At 55.6% G+C, this 20616-nt stretch carries 19 protein-coding genes; 2 read left to right on the forward strand and 17 right to left on the reverse strand.

Annotation, left to right across the window (positions count from 1 at the left end):
• Nucleotides 1-3: 3 nt before the first annotated feature.
• The 14 genes from ACTQ52_RS10660 to mtaB all read right to left on the reverse strand — a co-directional run bounded on the left by ACTQ52_RS10660 (nt 4) and on the right by mtaB (nt 15490).
• Entirely contained in the window at nt 4-1050 is a 1047-nt protein-coding gene (locus ACTQ52_RS10660; protein WP_410042947.1) for a sensor histidine kinase, read from the reverse strand.
• Nucleotides 1051-1217: 167 nt separating this feature from the next.
• Nucleotides 1218-2612, reverse strand: a complete 1395-nt coding sequence (locus tag ACTQ52_RS10665; RefSeq protein WP_410042946.1) for a glycine--tRNA ligase — start codon at nt 2610-2612, stop codon at nt 1218-1220.
• A 144-nt stretch (nt 2613-2756) separates the two neighbouring features.
• On the reverse strand, nt 2757-3401 hold the full coding sequence (gene recO / locus ACTQ52_RS10670; protein WP_410042945.1) for a DNA repair protein RecO: 645 nt from the start codon (nt 3399-3401) through the stop codon (nt 2757-2759).
• A 5-nt stretch (nt 3402-3406) separates the two neighbouring features.
• Nucleotides 3407-4303, reverse strand: coding sequence for a GTPase Era (gene era, locus ACTQ52_RS10675; RefSeq protein WP_410042944.1), 897 nt, complete (start codon nt 4301-4303; stop codon nt 3407-3409).
• Complete coding sequence (locus ACTQ52_RS10680) at nt 4300-7266, reverse strand: insulinase family protein (RefSeq protein ID WP_441982620.1); 2967 nt, start codon at nt 7264-7266, stop codon at nt 4300-4302. The genes era and ACTQ52_RS10680 overlap by 4 nt, the downstream gene beginning before the upstream one ends.
• A 16-nt stretch (nt 7267-7282) precedes the next feature.
• The gene (locus tag ACTQ52_RS10685; protein WP_441226780.1) at nt 7283-8140 is read right to left on the reverse strand and encodes a YdcF family protein; all 858 of its coding nucleotides are present in this window, start codon (nt 8138-8140) and stop codon (nt 7283-7285) included.
• Between the two features lie 5 nt (nt 8141-8145).
• Nucleotides 8146-9396 carry a peptidase U32 family protein gene (locus ACTQ52_RS10690; protein WP_441982623.1) on the reverse strand — a complete coding sequence of 417 codons (1251 nt, stop codon included), beginning with the start codon at nt 9394-9396 and terminating at the stop codon, nt 8146-8148.
• Nucleotides 9397-9480: 84 nt separating this feature from the next.
• The gene (locus tag ACTQ52_RS10695) at nt 9481-10110 is read right to left on the reverse strand and encodes an O-methyltransferase (RefSeq protein WP_410042941.1); all 630 of its coding nucleotides are present in this window, start codon (nt 10108-10110) and stop codon (nt 9481-9483) included.
• Between the two features lie 17 nt (nt 10111-10127).
• A complete protein-coding gene (locus ACTQ52_RS10700; protein WP_441226781.1) occupies nt 10128-10676 on the reverse strand; it encodes an endolytic transglycosylase MltG in 549 nt (182 codons plus the stop codon).
• A gap of 3 nt (nt 10677-10679) precedes the next feature.
• A complete protein-coding gene (locus ACTQ52_RS10705) occupies nt 10680-12350 on the reverse strand; it encodes a ribonuclease J (protein ID WP_441982624.1) in 1671 nt (556 codons plus the stop codon).
• Nucleotides 12351-12750: 400 nt separating this feature from the next.
• Entirely contained in the window at nt 12751-13017 is a 267-nt protein-coding gene (locus ACTQ52_RS10710; protein WP_410042939.1) for a DUF1292 domain-containing protein, read from the reverse strand.
• Between the two features lie 79 nt (nt 13018-13096).
• Nucleotides 13097-13510 carry a Holliday junction resolvase RuvX gene (gene ruvX, locus ACTQ52_RS10715; RefSeq protein ID WP_410042938.1) on the reverse strand — a complete coding sequence of 138 codons (414 nt, stop codon included), beginning with the start codon at nt 13508-13510 and terminating at the stop codon, nt 13097-13099.
• Between the two features lie 145 nt (nt 13511-13655).
• Complete coding sequence (locus ACTQ52_RS10720) at nt 13656-13919, reverse strand: IreB family regulatory phosphoprotein (RefSeq protein WP_441982621.1); 264 nt, start codon at nt 13917-13919, stop codon at nt 13656-13658.
• Between the two features lie 41 nt (nt 13920-13960).
• Nucleotides 13961-15490, reverse strand: coding sequence for a tRNA (N(6)-L-threonylcarbamoyladenosine(37)-C(2))-methylthiotransferase MtaB (gene mtaB, locus ACTQ52_RS10725; RefSeq protein WP_441982622.1), 1530 nt, complete (start codon nt 15488-15490; stop codon nt 13961-13963).
• 74 nt (nt 15491-15564) lie between these two features.
• Here mtaB and ACTQ52_RS10730 point away from each other — a divergent pair, with 74 nt between their 5' ends.
• Nucleotides 15565-15807 (forward strand): HPr family phosphocarrier protein, encoded by a 243-nt coding sequence (locus ACTQ52_RS10730; RefSeq protein ID WP_410042935.1) that lies wholly within the window; start codon nt 15565-15567, stop codon nt 15805-15807.
• A gap of 135 nt (nt 15808-15942) precedes the next feature.
• Nucleotides 15943-17136 carry a tRNA uracil 4-sulfurtransferase ThiI gene (gene thiI / locus ACTQ52_RS10735; RefSeq protein WP_410042934.1) on the forward strand — a complete coding sequence of 398 codons (1194 nt, stop codon included), beginning with the start codon at nt 15943-15945 and terminating at the stop codon, nt 17134-17136.
• A gap of 101 nt (nt 17137-17237) precedes the next feature.
• Here the strand turns inward: thiI and prmA are convergent, their stop codons facing one another.
• The 3 genes from prmA to ACTQ52_RS10750 form a co-directional block, all read right to left on the reverse strand.
• Nucleotides 17238-18302, reverse strand: a complete 1065-nt coding sequence (gene prmA / locus ACTQ52_RS10740) for a 50S ribosomal protein L11 methyltransferase (protein WP_441226783.1) — start codon at nt 18300-18302, stop codon at nt 17238-17240.
• A 60-nt stretch (nt 18303-18362) separates the two neighbouring features.
• Nucleotides 18363-19520 carry a cysteine desulfurase family protein gene (locus tag ACTQ52_RS10745; RefSeq protein WP_410042932.1) on the reverse strand — a complete coding sequence of 386 codons (1158 nt, stop codon included), beginning with the start codon at nt 19518-19520 and terminating at the stop codon, nt 18363-18365.
• Between the two features lie 73 nt (nt 19521-19593).
• Nucleotides 19594-20376 (reverse strand): 16S rRNA (uracil(1498)-N(3))-methyltransferase, encoded by a 783-nt coding sequence (locus ACTQ52_RS10750; RefSeq protein ID WP_410042931.1) that lies wholly within the window; start codon nt 20374-20376, stop codon nt 19594-19596.
• Nucleotides 20377-20616 lie beyond the last annotated feature (240 nt).

The raw sequence follows: 20616 nt of genomic DNA on the forward strand, positions 1-20616 counted from the left end.
AGTTTACGCCTCCTTCGGGCTCTTGATGTATTTACGTAAAACGAAATGAATCGTGGTTTCCTCGCCCTCCTTCGAGCTCGCCCAGATCCGTCCGCCACTGTCCTCTATGATCTTCTTCACGATGGAAAGGCCGATACCGGATCCCCCCTTCATCGAATTGCGCGAGCTGTCCGCCCGGAAGAAACGCTGGAAAATATACGGCAGATCCGAGCGGGAGATGCCCTTTCCGTTATCCCGGATATTCACCTGGATGAAATCCCCGGCATCCTCCAGACTCAGCGCGATCTCCTTTTCTTCCTTATCCATATATTTCACAGAATTCGAAATGATGTTACTGATCACCTTCCGGAGCTGCTCCGGATCCGCGATCATCTCCACCTCCGGGTCGATCGTATTGCGATAGCTGAATCGGATTCCCTGCGAATCCATATCGAGTCCGATCTCCTCCGCACAGTCCTGGAAATAATCCTTCACACAGATATGCTGAAAATCATACGGGATCTTATCCGACTCGACCTTCACATAGTAGCGCAGCTCGTCGATCAGGCGATCCATCTCCGCCGCCTTGTTGTTGATGGTCCGAATATACTTCCGCTGCATCTCCGGACTGCTGGCGACCCCATCGAGCAGGCCCTCGCTGTAGCCCTTGATCGCCGTCAGCGGCGTCTTCAGATCATGGGCAATGTTGGAGACCAGCTCACGGTTGGCTGTATCGTTTCGTATCTTCTCCTCCTGGGTTTCCTTGAGACGAATCCGCATCTCATCGAAGGCCTGCATCAGCTCACCGAACTCGTCGTTCGTCTCTGCTTCCAGCGTGAAATCGAGATCTCCGGACTCGATGCGCTTCGCCGCCGCCTTCAGCTCATCGACCGGACGCACGATCCCCATATAGATCCAGCAGATCAGAAAAAGACCTGCAAGAATCAGAATCGCCATATTCGTTCCCATCGTGATGTCTCCGCGGAACATCAGAAACATCAGCACCAGTGGCAGCACCGTGCTGACGAAGAAGCTGACGCCCACACGCCCCATCAGTCCTATATGCTTCATAAGCATTCTCTCCTGTTTCAATCCTCTTCTACTATACAGGATTATATTATAATTTCCATATGTTACGAATTTGTGAAGTAAACCTCCGTCGAGAGCCCAAACACTCCGTTTACCAAAAGGCCCACCCCGAATCCCGGGATGGGCCTCTATTCAGACGCTATAAAAACTTAGAATGCGAGCTTCTCCTCGAAGTAGCTCTTCAGCTGATCGATCGGAATACGCTCCTGTGCCATGGAATCACGCTCACGGATCGTGACGCAGTGATCGTTCTCCGAATCGAAATCATAGGTTACGCAGTACGGTGTACCGATCTCATCCTGTCTTCTGTAACGCTTACCGATGTTTCCACGGTCGTCGTACTCGACGTTCCAGTACTTCGCAAGCTCATCATGGATGGCCTGTGCCGGCTCTGCCAGCTTCTTCGAAAGCGGAAGGATACCTACCTTTACAGGTGCGATGGCCGGATGGAAACGAAGGACGGTACGCTCATCGCCACCCTCCAGCTCTTCCACATCATATGCTGCGCAGAGGAAGGCAAGGGTGACACGATCCGCACCGAGGGACGGCTCAATAACATACGGGATGTAATGCGTGTTGGTCTCCTCATCGAAGTAGGTCATATCCTGACCGGAGGTCTTCTCGTGCTGTCCGAGATCGTAATCGGTTCTGTCCGCGATACCCCAGAGCTCACCCCAGCCAAACGGGAAGGTGAACTCGAGATCGGTGGTTGCCTTCGAATAGAAGCAGAGCTCCTCCGGAGAGTGGTCTCTGGCACGAAGCATATCCTTCGGAATGCCGAGCGAAAGCAGCCAGTCAAGGCAGAACTGCTTCCAGTATGCAAACCACTCGAGGTCCGTATCCGGCTTACAGAAGAACTCGAGCTCCATCTGCTCGAACTCTCTCGTACGGAAGGTAAAGTTACCCGGTGTGATCTCGTTACGGAAGGACTTACCGATCTGACCGATACCAAACGGAAGTTTCTTACGGGAAGAACGCTGTACATTCTTGAAGTTTACGAAGATACCCTGTGCGGTCTCCGGACGGAGATATACGGCATTCTTCGCATCCTCTGTAACGCCCTGGAAGGTCTTGAACATAAGGTTGAACTGACGGATACCGGTGAAGTTATGCTTACCGCAGGTAGGACATGGAACCTGATGTTCCTCGATGAATGCTTCCATCTCTTCCTTCGACATCGCATCCGCGGAACCACCGATATCGATACCGTTTGCCTCTGCGAAATCCTCGATCAGCTTATCTGCTCGGAAACGCTCGTGACACTCCTTACAGTCCATCAGCGGATCGGAGAAGGATGCGAGATGTCCGGATGCGACCCAGGTCTGCGGATTCATCAGGATCGCGCAGTCGATACCGACGTTATATTTGGACTCCTGAATAAATTTCTTCCACCAGGCTCTCTTTACGTTGTTCTTTAACTCAACGCCGAGATTGCCGTAGTCCCAGGTATTTGCGAGACCACCGTAGATCTCAGAACCCGGATAAACAAAACCTCTTGACTTCGCAAGAGAAACGATGGTGTCCATGGTGTAATTCTTTGGCATGTTTTCCTCTTTCTGTCGCCGGAGTGCGACCAAGAATAAAGTTAATCAGTACTGCGCCGATAGACGCTTCATCCAACTATACATCGGGACCGTCGAAAAATCCAGCCCCTGCCTGTTTTTGCGCCCGTACAAACAGACGTCGCGTCACAGTGCTTTCAGGATATCGAGCGAGCGGAAGTGGTACGGCAACGCGTCGCGGAGCACGAGATCCACGTTCTGCGAAAACTCAATGAGTACGCCCGGGGTCAGCGTGAAGGTGTAGAGCTTCGTGAGCGGCGACTCCAGTACATACTGCCAGGCATAGCAGCAGGCGTCGGAGGCCTCGAGTGGCGGAAGCTCTGTGTACTCGCCATTTAAAAGGAGCACCCGAAGCTCGTAGATACGCCGTACCAGCTCGTTCGGGATACTCTCCTTCAGAATCGCCCGGAGCGACAGGTAGATGAGATTCACCAGCTCCTCCGCCGGAAGATTCTCCTGGGCGACGAGCTCCGCCAGCTCCAGCAGATACGAACCGTAGCAGGCGTTGACGAGATCCAGCGCGATGTCCTCGAAATACTCGTTCACCTTCACCGAGCGGAGATTATAGCCGGCCCTTCCCTTCGTCACGCTGAACGCACCGAAGACGAAATTCCGTGTCGCCGCCATGAGCGGGGAACCCGGCTTCTTCGCGCCCGACGCCCAGACGGTGATCTTTCCCTGCTCCTTCGTGAGAACACAGAGCCGCTTATCAAAATCACGGGACGAGGCCGAGTTCAGCACCAGCCCGTGAAAAACAAGTTCCTCCTGCATGGCGCTCAGGTCTCGTCCTTAAAGCCGTAGTTCTTCAGGAAGGTATCCGAATCACGCCAGTCCTTTCGTACCTTGACGAAAAGCTGGAGATTCACCTTATCCTCCGTCATACGCTCGATCTGGATACGGGCACCGGTACCGATGCGCTTCAGCATCGCGCCGCCCTTTCCGATGATGATACCCTTATGCGCATCCCGCTCGCAGACGATGGTCGCCTTGATGTCCCAGATGCCGGTCTTCCGCTGGTGCATCTCGTCGATCAGCACCGCGATGCCATGTGGCACCTCATCCTTCAGCTTCCGAAGCGCCTGCTCACGGATCAGCTCACCCGCGATCTCACGCATCGTCTGGTCGGTCACGGTATCCTCATCATAGTAACGAGGCCCTTCCGGAAGGTACTGAAAAATCACCTTTTTCAGTTCGTCAATGTTTCGGGCACGCGCGGCAGAGACCGGAACGATCTCTGTGAACTCCATAAGGTCACGATACTTCTCGATGGCCGCCGTCAGCTCGACCGCCGGATCCTTTAGGGTATCGATCTTATTGATCACGAGGATCTTCGGCTTGTCGTACTTCTTCATCACCTCCGCGATGTGCTGCTCACCGGCGCCGATATAGGTGGTCGGCTCCACGAGCCAGACGATAACATCGACGTCCTCGAGGGTTTTCTCCGCCACATGGTCCATGTACTCGCCGAGCTTATTGGCCGCCTTGTGAATACCCGGCGTGTCGAGAAAGATGATCTGGCCGCGTTCGTCGTCATAGACCGTCTGGATACGGCCACGGGTCGTCTGTGGCTTCTCCGAGGTGATGGCGATCTTCTGGCCGATCACGTGATTCATCAAGGTTGATTTTCCTACATTCGGGCGCCCCACGAGCGCCACAAAGCCTGTCTTGATCATTTAAAAAGCTCCTCTGTTGTCAGGAAGAGATCCTGATGTGCATCGATTTCTGTTCCACTGCCGATGGTGCAGCCGGCACCGGTCGCCAGCACCGCCTCCACATAGTCCGAAAGTGCGCGGATATCCTCTACCGTCGTCGCGAGCACCTGGTCGCGCTCTCGCTGCAGTGCCTCGTTCGACACATGGGAGAGGAAGGCGCTGACGCTGAGGGCGGCAACATTGGCGTTCGTACGCGGCGTATCCAGCTCACTGATGGCGCCGATGATGTACTTCGTCATATCCCGCTCGCTTGCGCTGAAGCTCCGGATATACGCCGGAAGCGCCTCATAGCAGGCCAGGGTCTCCTGAATATGCGGATCCCGGTAGGAGCAGAGATAGCCCTCACCGGAGCGGCCGAAGCCGGCCATGCAGCCATAGGCGCCGCCCTTCACACGGAGATTGAGCCAGAGATAGTCGTAGTTCAGAATCATCTTCAGTACGCGCAGGGCACCGGTATACGGATGCTTCGTCGGATCGTACCAGCCGGCCCTGGCGACATAATTTACCTGGGACGGGGTTCGGAAGCCCTCGTTCCGGCTGCCGTGGAGGATGAGCTGCGGCTTTTCTTCATCGGCTTCTGTATGGGTACCGGCGATATAGTCCGCATCCAGTATCTCGCGGAGCAGCTCCTTCTCGCGAAGATCACGGCGGTAGTTTTCCTTCCATGTCGGATAGATCTGCTCGAACGCCGCGATGCCCTGTGGCTCCGCCGTTATCGACACAAACATGTTCTCAAGGCGGAACAGCTTATCCGCGATCTCCCAGAGCTTCCGGCCGAGGGTCGTCGGATCCGCATGAAAGGCATCCGCGACGCGGTTGATGAAGTGGTAGTAGCTGATGCCGCCCACGAGATCCTGGTATCGTCCGGTGCCGGAGAAGCAGGCGCTTGCACGGTTCACGGCATAGCTGTGGCCGGCGCCCTCGATCTTCATCCGCTCCCGGGAGCGGGCCTCCGCGAGGATCTCCGCCATCCGCTTCGTATCCTCGAACTTCGTCGTATGCAGGATCTCACGGATCAGTGCGAGGACACGGTCCAGGTGCTCGTAGAGCAGCTTCACCTCCACACTGAAGATGCCGGTATAGTGATTATAGTGATCGAGGTCCGGATACGCGTTCATATCGAAGTTCATGCCGCCGGTATGCAGCAGAACATCCGAGGACAGGTCCTGGAAGCTATGCTGCTTCGTATCCATATACGCGAGCACGGTCTTCAGGAAACCAGCGTACGGCAGCTCCTCCTCGGTGAGGCACTGCGTATTGAAATTCAAGCGGAGATACATCACGCCGCGGGTATCCCGACTCGTCTCGAGCAGCAGAGTATCCTCCACCCGCTTCTCCTCCCAGTGATAGCGCTCGGCCTGCTTTCCGATATCAGAGATGCTGAGCAGCGGAAGCTTCCGGAGGTTTTCGTCGGAGGTCGGTTCCTCCTGATAAGCCTTCAGCGCCTTCGTCTGGTCAATGCAGGCGATCCGCTCCGCCTGTGTCATCCCTTTTTTCATCGTCGCCAGCTTCTTCGCGAGCGCCTGCTCCCGTTTCTCGGTGAGCCCGCGCTCCGGCTTACAGATCACGAGGGCTGCATGCGGATTGTCCAGCAGACACTCTGCGATCAGCTTCTCGAAGTAGCCATGCTTCGCGTCCTCGCGGAGCTCCTGATAGCACTGCGTACAGAAGAGATACTCCCATGGTTCCCGGCCATAGAGCCAGGTATCCATCGCAGTCAGTGCATAGACGAGGCCCTTCGGTGAACGTCCGTAGTCCGCCTCACGGTACTGGAACTCATCATGATTGATGGCGGCGAGGATCGCCTGCTGGTCGAGGCCCTCCTTCACCAGCTTCCGGAGGGTCGTGTCGATGATGGAGAGGAAGCGCTTCTTATCCTTCGCATCCGCGCCCTTCGCACAGACAGAAAAATACGGCTGGCGGATACCATCCTCGAAGCCGCCGAAGATATCATCTCCGATACCGGCCTCGACGAGGGCCTGCTTGAGCGGCGCACCCGGTGAGGAAAGCAGCACATAGTCCAGGATATCGAGGGCGAGGTTCCGCTTATTATCGAGTGCATCCACCACGACGTTCCAGGCGAGGTAGGTATTTTTTGTGAGCGACTCATGCGCTCCGACGGAATACGCGATTTCCTCCTCATGGAGCTCGGTAAACGCCGGCTGCAGCGGGATATCGGAATCCGGATCGATCGCATCGAACTCCGAGAGGTAGGCCTCATCGAGCCACGCGAGCTTCTTCTCCATATCCATATCGCCGTACAGGATGATGTAGGCATTGGACGGATGATAGTAGCGCGCATGGAACGCGCGGAACTGGTCGAAGCTAAGCTCCGGGATCACCGCCGGATCACCGCCGGACTCGTTCGCGTAGCAGGTATCCGGGAAGAGGGCGTTCATGATGTAGCGCTCGAGCACCGACTCCGGGTTCGAGAAGACACCCTTCATCTCGTTGTAGACGACGCCGTTATAGCGAAGCGCATCCTGCTCGTCCATCATCTCATAGTGCCAGCCCTCCTGCTGGAGGATACGCGGATCCTCGACGCAGTTCGGATGGAACACCGCGTCGAGGTAGACATCCATCAGATGCTCGAAGTCCTTCTCGTTGCGGGAGGCAACCGGATACACGGTCTTATCCGGATACGTCATCGCGTTCAGGAAGGTGTTGAGGGAGCCCTTTGCAAGCTCCACAAACGGATCCTTCAGCGGAAACTTCGCAGATCCGCACAGCACGGAGTGCTCCGTGATGTGGGCCACGCCGGTGCTGTCCTCCGCCGGGGTGCGAAAGGCGATACTGAAGACCTTATTGTCATCCGTGTTCTTCATGGTAAAGATGCGGGCACCGCTCTTCGTATGACGGTAGATGCACGCATCGGTCGAAAGTTCATCGATCCTTCTGGTCTCGATCAGCTCATAATTCTTCATTCAGCTTCCTCTTTTTCTATATATTTCCGATCAGACGATCCTTGAAGACCGCGATGGCTTCCCGAACGCTCAGGTGAACGAGCATCAGTTCACTCGTCTCGGTCGCCATCGGACAGGCATCCGGATAGCCGAAGCGCGCCGCGATGCGGCAGGCCCGGAAGAGATTAAACTCGGAGGTGATGATCCCGAGGGTGATCGGCTTTTCCTCCCCCAGGATGACCCCGATTTCCTCCCCGTCTGTACTGCGCAGCGGCACCATAAGTCCCGGGTGCGTCTTCGCTCTTTCCCGGAGACGGGCCTCCTGATCCTGCTGTATCGTTCGAAGCGAGAAGCCGATCTTCTCCTGCGTGGAGTGGGAGTAGAACTCGAGCAGAAGACGGTTCTCCGGGATGCCGGCCTTGATCATGTAGTAGTACATGACCGTCGCTTCGGTGCTTCGATCATAATCGCTCCGGCCGCCGGACAGCACGAAGATGGTGTCCGGATTTTCCTTCGCATACGCGACGGCACAGTCCAGACGCTTCTTCAGTGACGGTGAGATCCGGTTATCGACGAGATCTGCCCCCATCACGATCACATAGTCGAGGTTCTTCTGCTCGACCGTATGTGCATTAAAGAAGATCGTGCCGAGAAGCGCGAGCAGCACCAGCATCCAGAGACCATAGCTCGTAAAGATGAACACGAAGGGGCCTGGATGGATCCGCTTCTTCTCCCGCTGTTTTCTGCGGACATAGCGTACCAGTGCAAACATAAGGAACTGGACCGCTGCAAAAAGCGGCCAGAACCATAGAAAGCTGGTCAGTCCATGAATCATGATGATCGCGATCACATACAGCAGGGACGCGACCCCCAGAACGATGAAAATTCCTTCCATACGCGTTAGTCAAGCGCCTGCTTCTCAGCGCTTTCCTTTCTGATGATATCGCCGGCCTCCGGAGCTGTACTGAAGCGCACCTTCAGCTGCTGACAGGCATGCGAGCAGGATGTCTGTACGACATCGGTCGCCGCATCCCGGATCTCCAGCACCGTGATCGGCAGATCCCGGCCATCCGGCTTCATGATCTCGAGCTGCTCTCCCACGGAGAACTTGTTCTTCTGCTCGAGGTAGCTCCAGCCCTCTGCATCGCTCTCACGGATCGTGCCGAGGTAGATGGAACCCGTCACATAGGTGTTGCTGTCATAGATATGATCATCCTGCGTCGGACGTCCATAGTAGAAGCCCGTCGTAAACTCACGGTAGGTACACTTCGCGATTTCCTGCTTGTACCACTCCATGTTGGCGCGGTACTTTTCTTCGCTCTCCTTATAATCATCGATGGCCTTGCGATAGGTCCGTGCGACCGTCGCAACATAGAGCGCGGTCTTCATACGGCCCTCGATCTTCAGTGAATCGATGCCGGCCTCGATCAGCTCTGGAATATGCTCGATCATGCAGAGATCCTTCGAGTTAAAGATATAGGTGCCACGCTCGTTCTCAACCACCGGAAAATACTCACCCGGACGGGTCTCCTCGACGAGACTGTACTTCCAGCGACACGGATGTGTGCAGGCACCCCGGTTCGCATCGCGACCGGTCAGGAAATTACTCAACATGCAGCGCCCGGAATAGGACATGCACATCGCACCATGCACGAAGGCCTCGATGTCCATCTCCTCCGGAATATGACGACGCAGCTCCCGGATCTCGTTCAGGCTCAATTCACGTGCACAGACGACCCGCTTCGCGCCGAGCTGCCACCAGAAGAGGAAGGTCTGCCAGTTCGTGTTGTTCGCCTGGGTCGAGATATGCAGCTCGATGGACGCCGGAAGGACCTCCTTCGCGATCATAAACACACCCGGGTCCGCGATCAGCACCGCATCGATGCAGGTCTCCGCCAGCTCCTGGAAGTAGGTACGCACACCATCGAGGTCGTAATTATGGGCGAAGATGTTCGCGGTGACGAAAACCTTCACCTGATGTGCATGTGCGTAGGCGACACCCTCGCGGATCTCCTCCAGTGTAAAGTTTTTTGCATTGGCCCGAAGACCGAAGGCCTCACCGCCTAAGTAAACGGCATTCGCCCCATAGTTCACGGCGGTCTTTAATACGTCCAGCGAACCTGCCGGAATCAAAAGCTCTGTTTCTTTCAGCATATGCTCTCTCCATCTATCTGACATCATCTACTCGATGTGCATCCATCTGACACTCATCGATGCGACGTTTATCTATGTGTTTTATTTTCGAACACTGATCGACACGCCATCGCCGACCGGCAGGATCGCGGTTTCCAGTGCCTCTTCATGCTTCAGGCGGAAGAGATACTCCCGCATGCGGGTATGGATGGTGCGGTCCCTCCGCTCCACCTGGTAACGGCTCTCGATGATGCTGCCGTCCTGCAGGATATTGTCGCTGACGAGCACGCTGCCCGGCGACATCAGTCGGAGGATGTCCGGCAGCCAGACGATATACTGCGCCTTCGCCGCATCCATAAAAATAAAATCGAAGTGCTGCCCCTCCTCAACCAGGCGTCGGAGCAGTGCACCCGCATCCCCCGGAACCAGCGTGATGCGATCCCGGTACGGGCTGCGCGCGAAGTTCCATGTCGCCGCTTCGATTCTCGGTGGATAGCTCTCCACCGTCAGCAGCTCCGCCTGCCCGTCGCAGGCCTCTTCCATGCAGAGGGCGGAGTAGCCGACCGCCGCACCGATCTCCAGAATCCGCTTCGGTCGAAGCATCCTCATGAAACACTTAAGAAGCGCCGCCGTTTCATCCCGGATAATCGGGATTTCCGCTGCGAGCGCTTCTGCTCTGATGGTTTCAAGAAGCTCACTACGATCCGGTTCCAGTGAATGAATATAATTCACAAGCCGTTCATCCGTAATCAAGGGTTCTTTTCCTCACTATCTGCTGTTGTCATGGCACGGGCCGCATCCTGCTGGATGAGGTTTTCGTCCTCCGTACCGCCGACGATTTCCGTACCGTCCGCACCGGTCTCTTCCGCTGCCGCTGTACTTTCCTGTGCTGCCAGCAGATTCTTATCCGCCAGCTCCTTGTTCTTCGTGCCCTCCTGACTCAGGTGCTCGATGATGTCGACCACCGTCATCGACGGGCTCAGTGTATAGCTTCCAGGTTCGATCTCGAGTTCATAGAGATGCGCCTGCAGCACGAAGGCCTGACGATTATCGATCAGCCCGGCCTCCTCAAGGTCTTTCGCAAGCCGGTCCAAGCTCTCGCCATCGGTGATGACGAACGCCTGCTCCGGTGCACCGGCACCAGCCAGGGCATGCTCATAGAACAGTCCGTGACCATAGCTGTACGCCACCCTGATCCCCTGCAGCAGCAGGAAAATGATGGCTGCAATCAGAATAACGCGCCAGGCCATGCCGGTGATGAAGCCGGCTGTCCTGGACACGGAATCGTTTCGGCGCATGCCTTAAACCTCCATAATGATCGGAAGGATCACCGGATCACGCTTGATCTTCTTCCAGAGAAAGTCAGACAGCGAATCCTTGATGATATTTTTAATCTTGCCCCAGTCGTTCACGTGGCGTACGAGGCAGTCATCGACCGCATCCTGCACCTGTACGCGTGCCTCCTCCATGAGGTCCTCGGACTCCCGTACATAGACGAAGCCACGCGACACGAGGTCCGGACCAGCCAGCAGGTGACCTGAATACTTCTCGAGCGTCAGTACGACGACGATGATACCGTTCTGCGCCAGGTTCTGACGATCGCGGATGACGATGTTTCCGACATCGCCGACACCGAGACCATCGACGAAGACGCCACCGGCCTGGACATGATCCTTGATCAGTGCCTCCGACTTTCCGCTTCGTGTCGTGAGCTCCAGTACGTCACCGTTCTCGATCATGAGACAGTGGTCACGCTCGACACCGACCGAGGCGGCGAGACGTGATGCGGTATCCCGCATATGATACTCGCCGTGGATCGGAATCGCGAACTCCGGCTTGACGAGCGAGTACAGGAGCTTGAGGTCCTCGCCGCAGGCATGGCCGGATACGTGGGTATCCTGCAGGATGACCTGTGCATGAAGCATACTCAGCTCGTTGATGACCTTATCCACCGCGAGCTCGTTACCAGGAATTGGGTGAGATGAAAGCACGACAACATCGTTCGGCTTGATATGAACCTTCCGGTGCATACCGCTCGCCATACGGCTCAGTGCCGCCATGGACTCACCCTGAGATCCAGTCGTGATCAGTACGGTCTGCTCATCCGGATAGCTCTTCAGCTCATCGATGCTGATGAGGGTACCCTCTGGGATATCGATATAGTGAAGCTCGGACGCTACGGTGATGACATTCACCATGGAACGACCCTCCACCACGACCTTCCGCTTATACTTCGCGGCGGTATTGATGATCTGCTGTACACGATCGACGTTCGACGCAAAGGTCGCCACGATGATACGGTTCTGCTGGTGCTCGGCAAAGATACGCTCGAAGGTACCCCCGACGGTGCGCTCCGACATCGTAGATCCCGGCTTCTCCGCATTCGTCGAATCAGACATCATCGCCAGGACGCCTTCCTTACCGAGCTCAGCGAAGCGCTGCAGATCGATCGGATCACCGAAGACCGGTGTATAGTCGACCTTGAAGTCGCCGGTGTGAACGATGGTACCGGCCGGTGTGAAGATCGCGAGCGCGGCTGCATCCTGGATGGAGTGATTCGTCTTGATGAACTCCACCTTGATATCGCCGAAGTCGACGATATCACCGAAGGCCTGTACGTTCAGCTTCACCAGGCGGTCGAGTCCGCGCTCACGCAGCTTTCCCTCGATGAGTGCAAGCGTCAGCCGTGTTCCATACACAGGCACATTGATCTGCTGCAGAACATATGGCAGCGCACCGATGTGGTCCTCATGTCCGTGGGTGATGACGAAGCCCTTGATCTTCGACATGTGGCTCTTCAGATAGGAGATGTCCGGGATGACCAGGTCGATCCCCAGCATATCGTTGGATGGAAAAGCCAGACCGCAGTCCACGATGATGATGCTGTCATCACTCTCAAACGCGGTAATGTTCATGCCGATCTGATCGAGTCCGCCGAGCGGAATGATCTTAATACTGCCGTTCTTCTTCATCTGTACTTCATCTGACTTCTTTCTTCTGCTGCTGCGGTGGCTTCGGCTGGCGCTCTTCTGCTGTTCCGGTACCTCCACGACTGCACCGGCTGCAGATGCCGCTGCACTCACCATATTCTCATGTGTCTCGGCTTTTCGTGTGCTTCGTCTCCGTGTGGAGCTTCGCTTCGCTGCAGGTGCCTCTTCCTTCACCGCACTGTCCGCTGCCGCACTCTGCAGAGCAGCCGTGCTCTCGGTGTCCTGCGTGCTCTCTCTGCCCTTCGTGGATGGGCGCCTCCGTCTGCGGTGGGTCGGACGCTTCGCCGCCTCACCGGTAGGAAGCTCTGCATGATTTACTTCTTTTACTTTTTTTACTTCTTTTACTTCTTTTACTTCTGCTGCCTTCTCTCCGGCAGTGTGTTCATGATTTCTCAATCGTTATACCTTCTCCTTCTAGGAGCGCAGAAAAGATCTGCATCAATGCTTCGGATTCCTGATCATCTACAAACTCGTAGTCTGCCTCTGCATCCTCCGGGCCGGAAACGTCCTTCATGACGTAGCACTCGCCGTCCTCACCCTCCGGTGCATCCGTAACCAGAATATAATTCACGCCCTGGACGGTCGTCTCCTCCAGGATCTCAAGTTCCAGATTTCCATCTTCTGATGTCAGTCGGATAGTATTTTCCATGTCCGCTCCTTTGTCATGTTCATGGCCGCACCCGCGCGGAAGCCCGGCATGCGACGTCGATGTTTATCCTTGAAGGGTCTCAGCCCCTCAGATACTGTTCCAGGATGAGCTGTGCGGCGACCTGATCGATCACCTTCTTCTGCTCACTCCGCGGGATACCACTCTGATCGAGGATTTCCTCTGCCTCCATCGTGGTGAGGCGCTCATCGGTAAACTCGATCGGAACCGCCACACGTAGCTTCAGCTTCTCTGCGAAGTCTCTCGTTTTCGCTGCGCGATCCCCCTCGGTATCATCCATATTAAGAGGCAGTCCCATCACGATTTTCTTGATCTGGTACTGCTCGACGATTTCTGCAATTTCAGACAGGGTCTGCCGAAGCTTCGACTCCCGGTCCCGCTGGATGGTCTTATACGGCTGTACCGTCATGCCGAGCGCGTCGGTCATCGCGACGCCGACGGTCTTCGAGCCGTAATCGAGTCCCAGTATTCTCATAAATGCTTATCCTATCCGTATGTTCTGAGTGGATGCCGTCCCGCGCAGGTCCCTTCACGGGATTCCTGCGCCAGAATGCCGGTCTCCTCTTTTCATTACCCAAAAAGAGTCTGTCCCACAGGACAGACTCTTCATCATCAACACATTACCTGCTCAGCTTCGCGTCCACGTACGTCTTCATCAGCTCTTCGATGATCTCGTCGCGTTCCACCTTCATAATCAGGCTTCTCGCCCCCTTTTGGCTGGTAATGTACGTCGGATCTCCCGACATAATGTATCCAACGATCTGATTAATCGGATTATAGCCTTTTTCCGTGAGTGCCTCATAGACACGGGCCAGAACCTCTGTCACATCCAGATCGCACTCCTGCATCGGTCGGATAATCTGTGTACTGCCTAAATCATTCATTTTGTCACGTCCTCTTAATAACTCAATTAATTTTATAACATTTATAAAACCAATGCAAGTACACATCCTCCACAGATTTCCTGTCCACATACCTGCATTATTTGGCCGATTTTACAAGCTCCCTCTGCCGCATCCGAAAGAGGAATCAGATAGCGCACATAGCACCGGTTATAGCCACGAAGATACGGGCGCCCCTCGATCTCGACGATTTCCTCCGGAATCACGTCCTCGTTCCGGCCGAGAAAGCGGCGGCGGAAGGCCTCGGACTGCTGCGCGTCAAGCTTCATCAGTCGTTCGGAGCGCTCGGACTTCACACGATCCGTAAGCTGCGCCGGCATGCGGTCGGCCGCCGTTCCCTGCCGCCGGCTGTACTTGAAAACATGCAGCTCGTAGAAGCCGATCTCCTCGACGAAGCGACAGGAATCCTCGAAATCCGCTTCACTCTCCCCCGGAAAGCCGACGATGACATCCGTTGTGATCGCCATCTCGGGCCAGGCTGCACGAAGAAGCGCGACCGAGTGACGGAAGGCTGCCGTATCATAGTGCCGGTTCATCGCTGCCAGGATGCGGTCTGAACCACTCTGGAGCGAAAGGTGGAAGTGCGGGCATAGCTCCGGAATCGCCCGCAGCTCCTCGACGAACGACTCCGTGATGATACGCGGCTCGAGGCTGCCGAGACGAACCCGCGCGATGCCCGGTACTGCCGCCACCGCACGGATCAGTGCGAGGAGATGCGTCGACGGAATCTCATGGTTCATCGCATATTCATAGTTCGCATGATCGAAATCGAGGCCGTAGGAAGAGAGGTGGATGCCGGTCAGCACAACCTCGTGATAGCCGCGACGGGCGAAATCTGCGACCTCCTTCACCGTGTCCTCGATGGAACGCGAGCGGATGCGTCCGCGCACGTATGGGATGATGCAGTAGGCACAGAACTGATTGCAGCCATCCTGCACCTTGATGAAGACCCGTCCCTGATCGGCGATCTCACCGGCCCGGAGCTTCGCGTACGGCTGTGGCTCTGCGATATCCGACACGAAGCAGGCAGCGTTTGATCGGTCCGCCTGCGCCTGGTCGATCACTGCAGTCCGGTCGGCGGCAGCGTCCACGGACGAAGCGGCGGGCACACGGACCTCCGGATCGGTATATACGTGCCGCTCGTCTGCATCAGCGCCGGAAGCACGGAGGGACGCTGGAAGCCTGTCCGGGTGGGTCGTCCAGTACGCCTCGAGAATCGACAGCAGACGGCCCTTCTCCTGATTACCGACGAGGATATCCACCGCGGTATCCATCTGAAGCTCCGCGGCGCGCGCCTGTACATAGCAGCCGGCTGCGATTACGACGGCCGCCGGATTCATGCTCCGGGCCTTATGAATCATCTGCCGCGACTTCCGGTCGGCGATGTTTGTGACGGAGCAGGTATTGATGATATAGATGTCGGCTGCGGCGCTCTCCCAGGGCACGATCCGTATGCCGGCGCGGCGGAGCTCCTCGAGCATCGCGTCCGCTTCATAGGCATTGACCTTGCAACCCAGATTATGCATGGCAGCAGTTAATTTAAAGTATTCCATTCTATTGACTTTTGATAAGCGTTTTCCTAGAATTAATCTGTATTATGAATAATATTTTTAAGGAGGACTAAATCGTGAAAACCGTTCGTATCTCGCTTAATTCTATCGATAAAGTAAAGTCTTTTGTCAATGAGCTCGTGAAGTTCACTGATGTTGACTTCGACCTCGTATCAGGCCGCTATGTAATCGATGCCAAGTCCATCATGGGTATCTTCTCCCTGGACCTCAGCAAGCCGATCGATCTGAACATTCACGCGGACGCAGGTCGCATGGATGAGATCGTCAATGCGCTGACACCTTATATCATCGCGCAGTAATCGTATCATTAAGCTGATAAATTAACAAGTATCATGATGAGTGCGCGCTGTTCGGTGCGTACTCATTTTTTGTCTGGCGGGCACGGTGCGGATAGCATCGGCGGCTCGCTTCATCCCTGTACAGAAAGAGGTTTTATGCAGTATCAGAGCTTTCTCATCAAGTATGCGGAGATCGGCACGAAGGGGAAGAATCGTTATATCTTCGAGGATGCCCTCGTGCATGACATCCGGAAGAAGCTAGAGCGCGTCGAGGGTGAGTTCCGTGTCACCCGTGAGCGCGGACGTATCTATGTAACGGCGAAGTCGGAGAACTATGACTACGAAGAGACCGTGGATGCACTTCAGCACGTTTTCGGTATCGTCGGCATCTGCCCGATGATCCAGATGGAGAACACACATGACTATCGTGCTATCAGTGATCAGGTGCTTACGTATTTCGGCGAGGTCTACGGTGATCGTACGCTGACCTTCAAGTGCCGCACGACCCGTGCCGACAAGGAGTTCCCGATGAGCTCCACGGAAATCGACGCTGAGCTCGGCTACGATATCCTGACGAAGTACCCGAACACCACCGTCGATGTACATCATCCGGATGTGCTGCTTCGCGTCGAGATCCGTCAGTATGTCAACATTTTCTCCGAGGTGCTTCCGGGCGCCGGCGGTATGCCGCTCGGTACAAACGGCAAGGCGATGCTCTGCCTCTCCGGCGGTATCGACAGCCCGGTGGCCGGCTACATGATTTCACGTCGTGGTGCCGTACTCGAGGCGACCTACTTCCATGCACCGCCATACACCTCCGAGCGTGCGAAACAGAAGGTCGTGGATCTGGCCAATGAAGTCGCCCGCTACACAGGACCGATCGCGCTGCATGTCGTCAACTTCACGGATATCCAGCTGAAGATCTACGAGGAGTGCCCGCACGAGGAGCTGACGATCATCATGCGTCGTTATATGATGCGTATCGCCGAGGCCATCGCCGAGAAGCGAAACTGTATCGCACTCATCACCGGTGAGTCCATCGGTCAGGTTGCGAGCCAGACCATGCAGTCCCTCGTCTGCACCAACGAGGTCTGCCATCTTCCGGTCTACCGTCCGGTCATCGCCTTCGATAAGCAGGAGATCATCGACATCGCCCAGAAGATCGGCACGTATGAAACCTCCATCGAGCCGTTTGAGGACTGCTGCACCATCTTCGTCGCGAAGCATCCGGTCACGAAGCCGGTACCGGAGAAGATCCGCGCTTCCGAGCAGATCGTGTATGACGCGATGATCCCGATGGTTGAAAAGGCTGTAAACGAAGCCGAGCTCATCTGGTGTAACGGCAAGTAAGAAACATATCCGTATCTTCATCGAATCACCATTCAGATACGGTCAGAAAAAGGCGTCCCGCAGAGAACGGGGCGCCTTTTTGATGTGTTTTTCTGATGTGATCACTTACGGCGTGCGGTCACATTGACCCACTCGCCCTGGTGGTTGACTTCCAGTACCTCCCAGATGTCCTCATGCTGGCGGAAAGCCTCGAGGACCTCTGCCTCACGCTGGTCGAGGATACCGGAGGTGATGAAGAGGCCACCCTTCTTAAGAAGCGGTCCCACCTCAGCAGTCAGCAGTACGATGACCGGTGCCAGGATGTTCGCCACCACGATGTCGTACTTTCCGAGACCCATCCGGGTCTTGATATCCTCATCGCCGATCACATTGCCCACCACCATATCGAAGCAGCTCTCCGGGAGCTCGTTCGCCTGCAGATTATCGTGCACCGCCGGCACAGCTTCCTCATCGAGGTCCGTTCCGTAGACATGGCCGGCGCCGAGCTTCAGCGCGGTGATGCCGAGGATACCGGAGCCTGTACCGATGTCCGCGATTTCATCACCCGCCTGCATGTACTTCTGCAGCTGGCGGATGCAGAGCTGGGTGGTCTCATGCATGCCGGTGCCGAAGGCGGTACCCGGATCGATCGCGATGACGAGCTTATCCCGATCCTCCTCCGGAACGGCTTCCCAGGTCGGCTTGATCAGGAGATCCCCGACGGTAAACGGGTGGAAGAAGGTCTTCCAGTTATTGATCCAGTCCTTATCCTCTGTGTCGGAGGTATCGATCGTGCCGAGGCCGATATCGACATACTGCTTCATCTCATCGAGGGTTTCCTGCACCTCCTGAAGCAGCTTCTTCAGCTCCTGCGGAGTATAGACGTTTGAGGTGTTCGGCATGTAGCTGGCGTCGACCGCTGGATCCTCCATCATCTTCTGTACCTTCGTGAGCCGGTCCTGCTTCTGCTCCGGATCCAGCACCTCGACATAGAAGCTTACCTCCGCTGTGCCGTCATCCGGTCCGATCTCCGGCAGGATATCGATAAACATCCCCTTCGTATCCTCCTCGGACAGCGGGATGCGATCCTCGATCTGTACGCCGTCAATGCCGAGCTCCGCCAGGTTTGCACTGAGGATATCCTCCGCCTCGGTCGTCGTATGAATCGTAAATTTTCTCCAGATCATCTTCTACTCTCTTTCTAGAAATTCACTTTCTGTGTTATAAAGGACACTTCGATTTTTGGGTCAGAATCGTGTAAAACGACGAAGCACCGGAAGCAGCTCACGGAGCGCGTCCATGCAGATATCGACCTCTTCCTTCGTATTTTCGGCACCGAAGGAGAAACGGATCGTGGAGTCCAGCAGCTCCGGCTTCACACCGATCGCCTTCAGCGCACCGGAAATACCCGGGTGATTGCTGGAGCAGGCACTACCGGAGCTGACATAGATGCCTTTCTCCTCGAGTGCATGCAGCAGTACCTCCGCACGCACCTTCTCGAAGGATACCGAGAGAATATTTGGTGCGGACAGTGCGCCGCGCTCGGAATTGATGGTGACACCCTCGAGGGTTTCCAGAGAATCGATGAAGTAGTCCTTCAGTGCCTCGAGGGAGGCCTTATTCTCCTCGAGATGTGCGCAGGCCATCTCGGCGGCGAGACCGAGGCCCGCGATGCCCGGAACATCATGGGTACCGGAGCGCATATCCTCCTGCTGACCGCCACCATAAATCAGCGGGCGCAGTCGGATCTTCTCGTCCTTATAGAGAAAACCGACTCCCTTCGGGCCATGCAGCTTATGACCGGATACCGACATCATATCAACATGCTGCAGCTTCGGACGAAGTGGAATCTTGCCATAGGCCTGGATCGCATCCGTGTGGAACCATGTATTCGGATTACACTCCTTCACGACACGTCCGATCTCCTCGATCGGCTCGATCGCACCCATCTCGTTGTTCACGGTCATGATCGTCACCAGGATGGTATCCGGACGGATCGCCGCACGAAGATCATCGAGGGAAATATGTCCCTTCGCATCTACTGGAAGATAGGTCACCTCGTAGCCGAGCTCGACGAGCACATCCAGCGGACGGTAGATCGCCGCATGCTCGAACGCGGAAGAGATGATATGCTTTCCCTGCTTTCGCTTCGCCATCGCCGTCCCGAAAATCACGGTATTGTTTGACTCCGTGCCGCCGGAGGTGAAGAAGATCTCCTTCGGCTTCACCTTCAGGGTCGCAGCCACCTGCTCCCGCGCATGACGGAAATACTTCTCGGCGTCGAAGCCCTTCGTGTGCTTCGAGGACGGATTTCCGTAATCCTCGGTCAGGGTCTTCATCATCAGCTCCACAACCTCCGGATACGGCTTCGTCGTTGCAGAATTATCAAAATAAATTTCTCTCATGTTTATGTCCTGTCTTTCTATGAACGGCCGTGACATATCCCGAAACATGTTCACCGGCTTTCGCTTTTCAGGCTTACGCCTCGATCGATTCCAGGGTCAGCATCAGGATGCTCATACTGGTGATTGCTGCTGTTTCTGTACGTAAAATGCGTTTTCCGAGGGTGATCGGCTCGATGCCATGCGCCATGGCATCCTCGATTTCCACATCCGCAAATCCGCCCTCCGGTCCGATGAAAACCGCGATCTTTCCATGCTTCGGAAGCTTCCGAAGCTCCTCCATGGTATGACGGATATCCTTCGCGTTTTCATACGGGATCAGCCGGAGATCGAAGTTTTCCACGAAGCGCATGGCATCCTTCCACTTCATGACCGGCATCACCTCCGGGATGATGGAACGCTTCGACTGCTTCGCAGCCGCCTCAGCGATCGCCTGCCAGCGCTCGACCTTCTTCGCTGCCCGCTTCTCATCGAGCTTTACGACGGTGTTTTTCGTATCGAGCGGGATCACCGCATGGGCACCGAGTTCGACGGCCTTCTGCACGATGAGCTCCATCTTATCCTGCTTCGGAAGCCCCTGAAACAGATAGATATCCGCCGGCAGCTCATGCATCTCCTCCACGAAATCGATATGGAGCAGCACCTCCTCCGCGCTCATCTCCGCCTCCGCGCACCCGTCCGCATCATGAATCTCTGAAACCGTGCACTCATAGTCCGTCCCCTCGCCATCGGAAATCAGAACCTTCTCCCCCGGCTTCGCCCGAAGCACCTGTCTGAGATGCCGGTAATTCTCACCCGTGAGCCGCACCAGCCGTGCCTCGGTATCGATGTCTGTTCTATCTACAAAAAAATGATGCATTTCTTCCTCACATGCGTACTCGCGTATCGCATCAAACGAAATCTGATGTTAAACCGCCGCTATTATAACAGACGATACAGAAAAGTGGAAGAATCTAAAAAAACAGCCCCGGAGGACAGCTACTGCAGTCTGATATGCTACCCCTAAGTAGGACATTGAAAAATGAAACCTACTTGGGGGTATTGTTATGTCCAGGAAAAGTAAGATAGACCCAGTACTCAAGATAAAAGCAGTTGAAGA

The sequence above is a fragment of the Oribacterium sp. Sow4_G1_1 genome (assembly GCF_052116105.1).
In the GTDB taxonomy this organism is placed as follows: domain Bacteria; phylum Bacillota; class Clostridia; order Lachnospirales; family Lachnospiraceae; genus Oribacterium.

Bases quoted from the DNA above. Each gene is read 5' to 3' on its own strand.
- ACTQ52_RS10700 (WP_441226781.1), bottom strand. From the start codon at position 10,676: ATGCGCCGAAACGATTCCGTGTCCAGGACAGCCGGCTTCATCACCGGC.
- ACTQ52_RS10745 (WP_410042932.1), bottom strand. From the start codon at position 19,520: ATGAGAGAAATTTATTTTGATAATTCTGCAACGACGAAGCCGTATCCG.
- ACTQ52_RS10750 (WP_410042931.1), bottom strand. From the start codon at position 20,376: ATGCATCATTTTTTTGTAGATAGAACAGACATCGATACCGAGGCACGG.
- prmA (WP_441226783.1), bottom strand. From the start codon at position 18,302: ATGATCTGGAGAAAATTTACGATTCATACGACGACCGAGGCGGAGGAT.
- era (WP_410042944.1), bottom strand. From the start codon at position 4,303: ATGATCAAGACAGGCTTTGTGGCGCTCGTGGGGCGCCCGAATGTAGGA.
- mtaB (WP_441982622.1), bottom strand. From the start codon at position 15,490: ATGGAATACTTTAAATTAACTGCTGCCATGCATAATCTGGGTTGCAAG.
- ACTQ52_RS10680 (WP_441982620.1), bottom strand. From the start codon at position 7,266: ATGAAGAATTATGAGCTGATCGAGACCAGAAGGATCGATGAACTTTCG.
- ACTQ52_RS10660 (WP_410042947.1), bottom strand. From the start codon at position 1,050: ATGAAGCATATAGGACTGATGGGGCGTGTGGGCGTCAGCTTCTTCGTC.
- thiI (WP_410042934.1), top strand. From the start codon at position 15,943: ATGCAGTATCAGAGCTTTCTCATCAAGTATGCGGAGATCGGCACGAAG.
- ACTQ52_RS10710 (WP_410042939.1), bottom strand. From the start codon at position 13,017: ATGGAAAATACTATCCGACTGACATCAGAAGATGGAAATCTGGAACTT.
- ACTQ52_RS10685 (WP_441226780.1), bottom strand. From the start codon at position 8,140: ATGGAAGGAATTTTCATCGTTCTGGGGGTCGCGTCCCTGCTGTATGTG.
- ACTQ52_RS10720 (WP_441982621.1), bottom strand. From the start codon at position 13,919: ATGAATGATTTAGGCAGTACACAGATTATCCGACCGATGCAGGAGTGC.
- ACTQ52_RS10705 (WP_441982624.1), bottom strand. From the start codon at position 12,350: ATGAAGAAGAACGGCAGTATTAAGATCATTCCGCTCGGCGGACTCGAT.
- recO (WP_410042945.1), bottom strand. From the start codon at position 3,401: ATGCAGGAGGAACTTGTTTTTCACGGGCTGGTGCTGAACTCGGCCTCG.
- ACTQ52_RS10665 (WP_410042946.1), bottom strand. From the start codon at position 2,612: ATGCCAAAGAATTACACCATGGACACCATCGTTTCTCTTGCGAAGTCA.
- ruvX (WP_410042938.1), bottom strand. From the start codon at position 13,510: ATGAGAATACTGGGACTCGATTACGGCTCGAAGACCGTCGGCGTCGCG.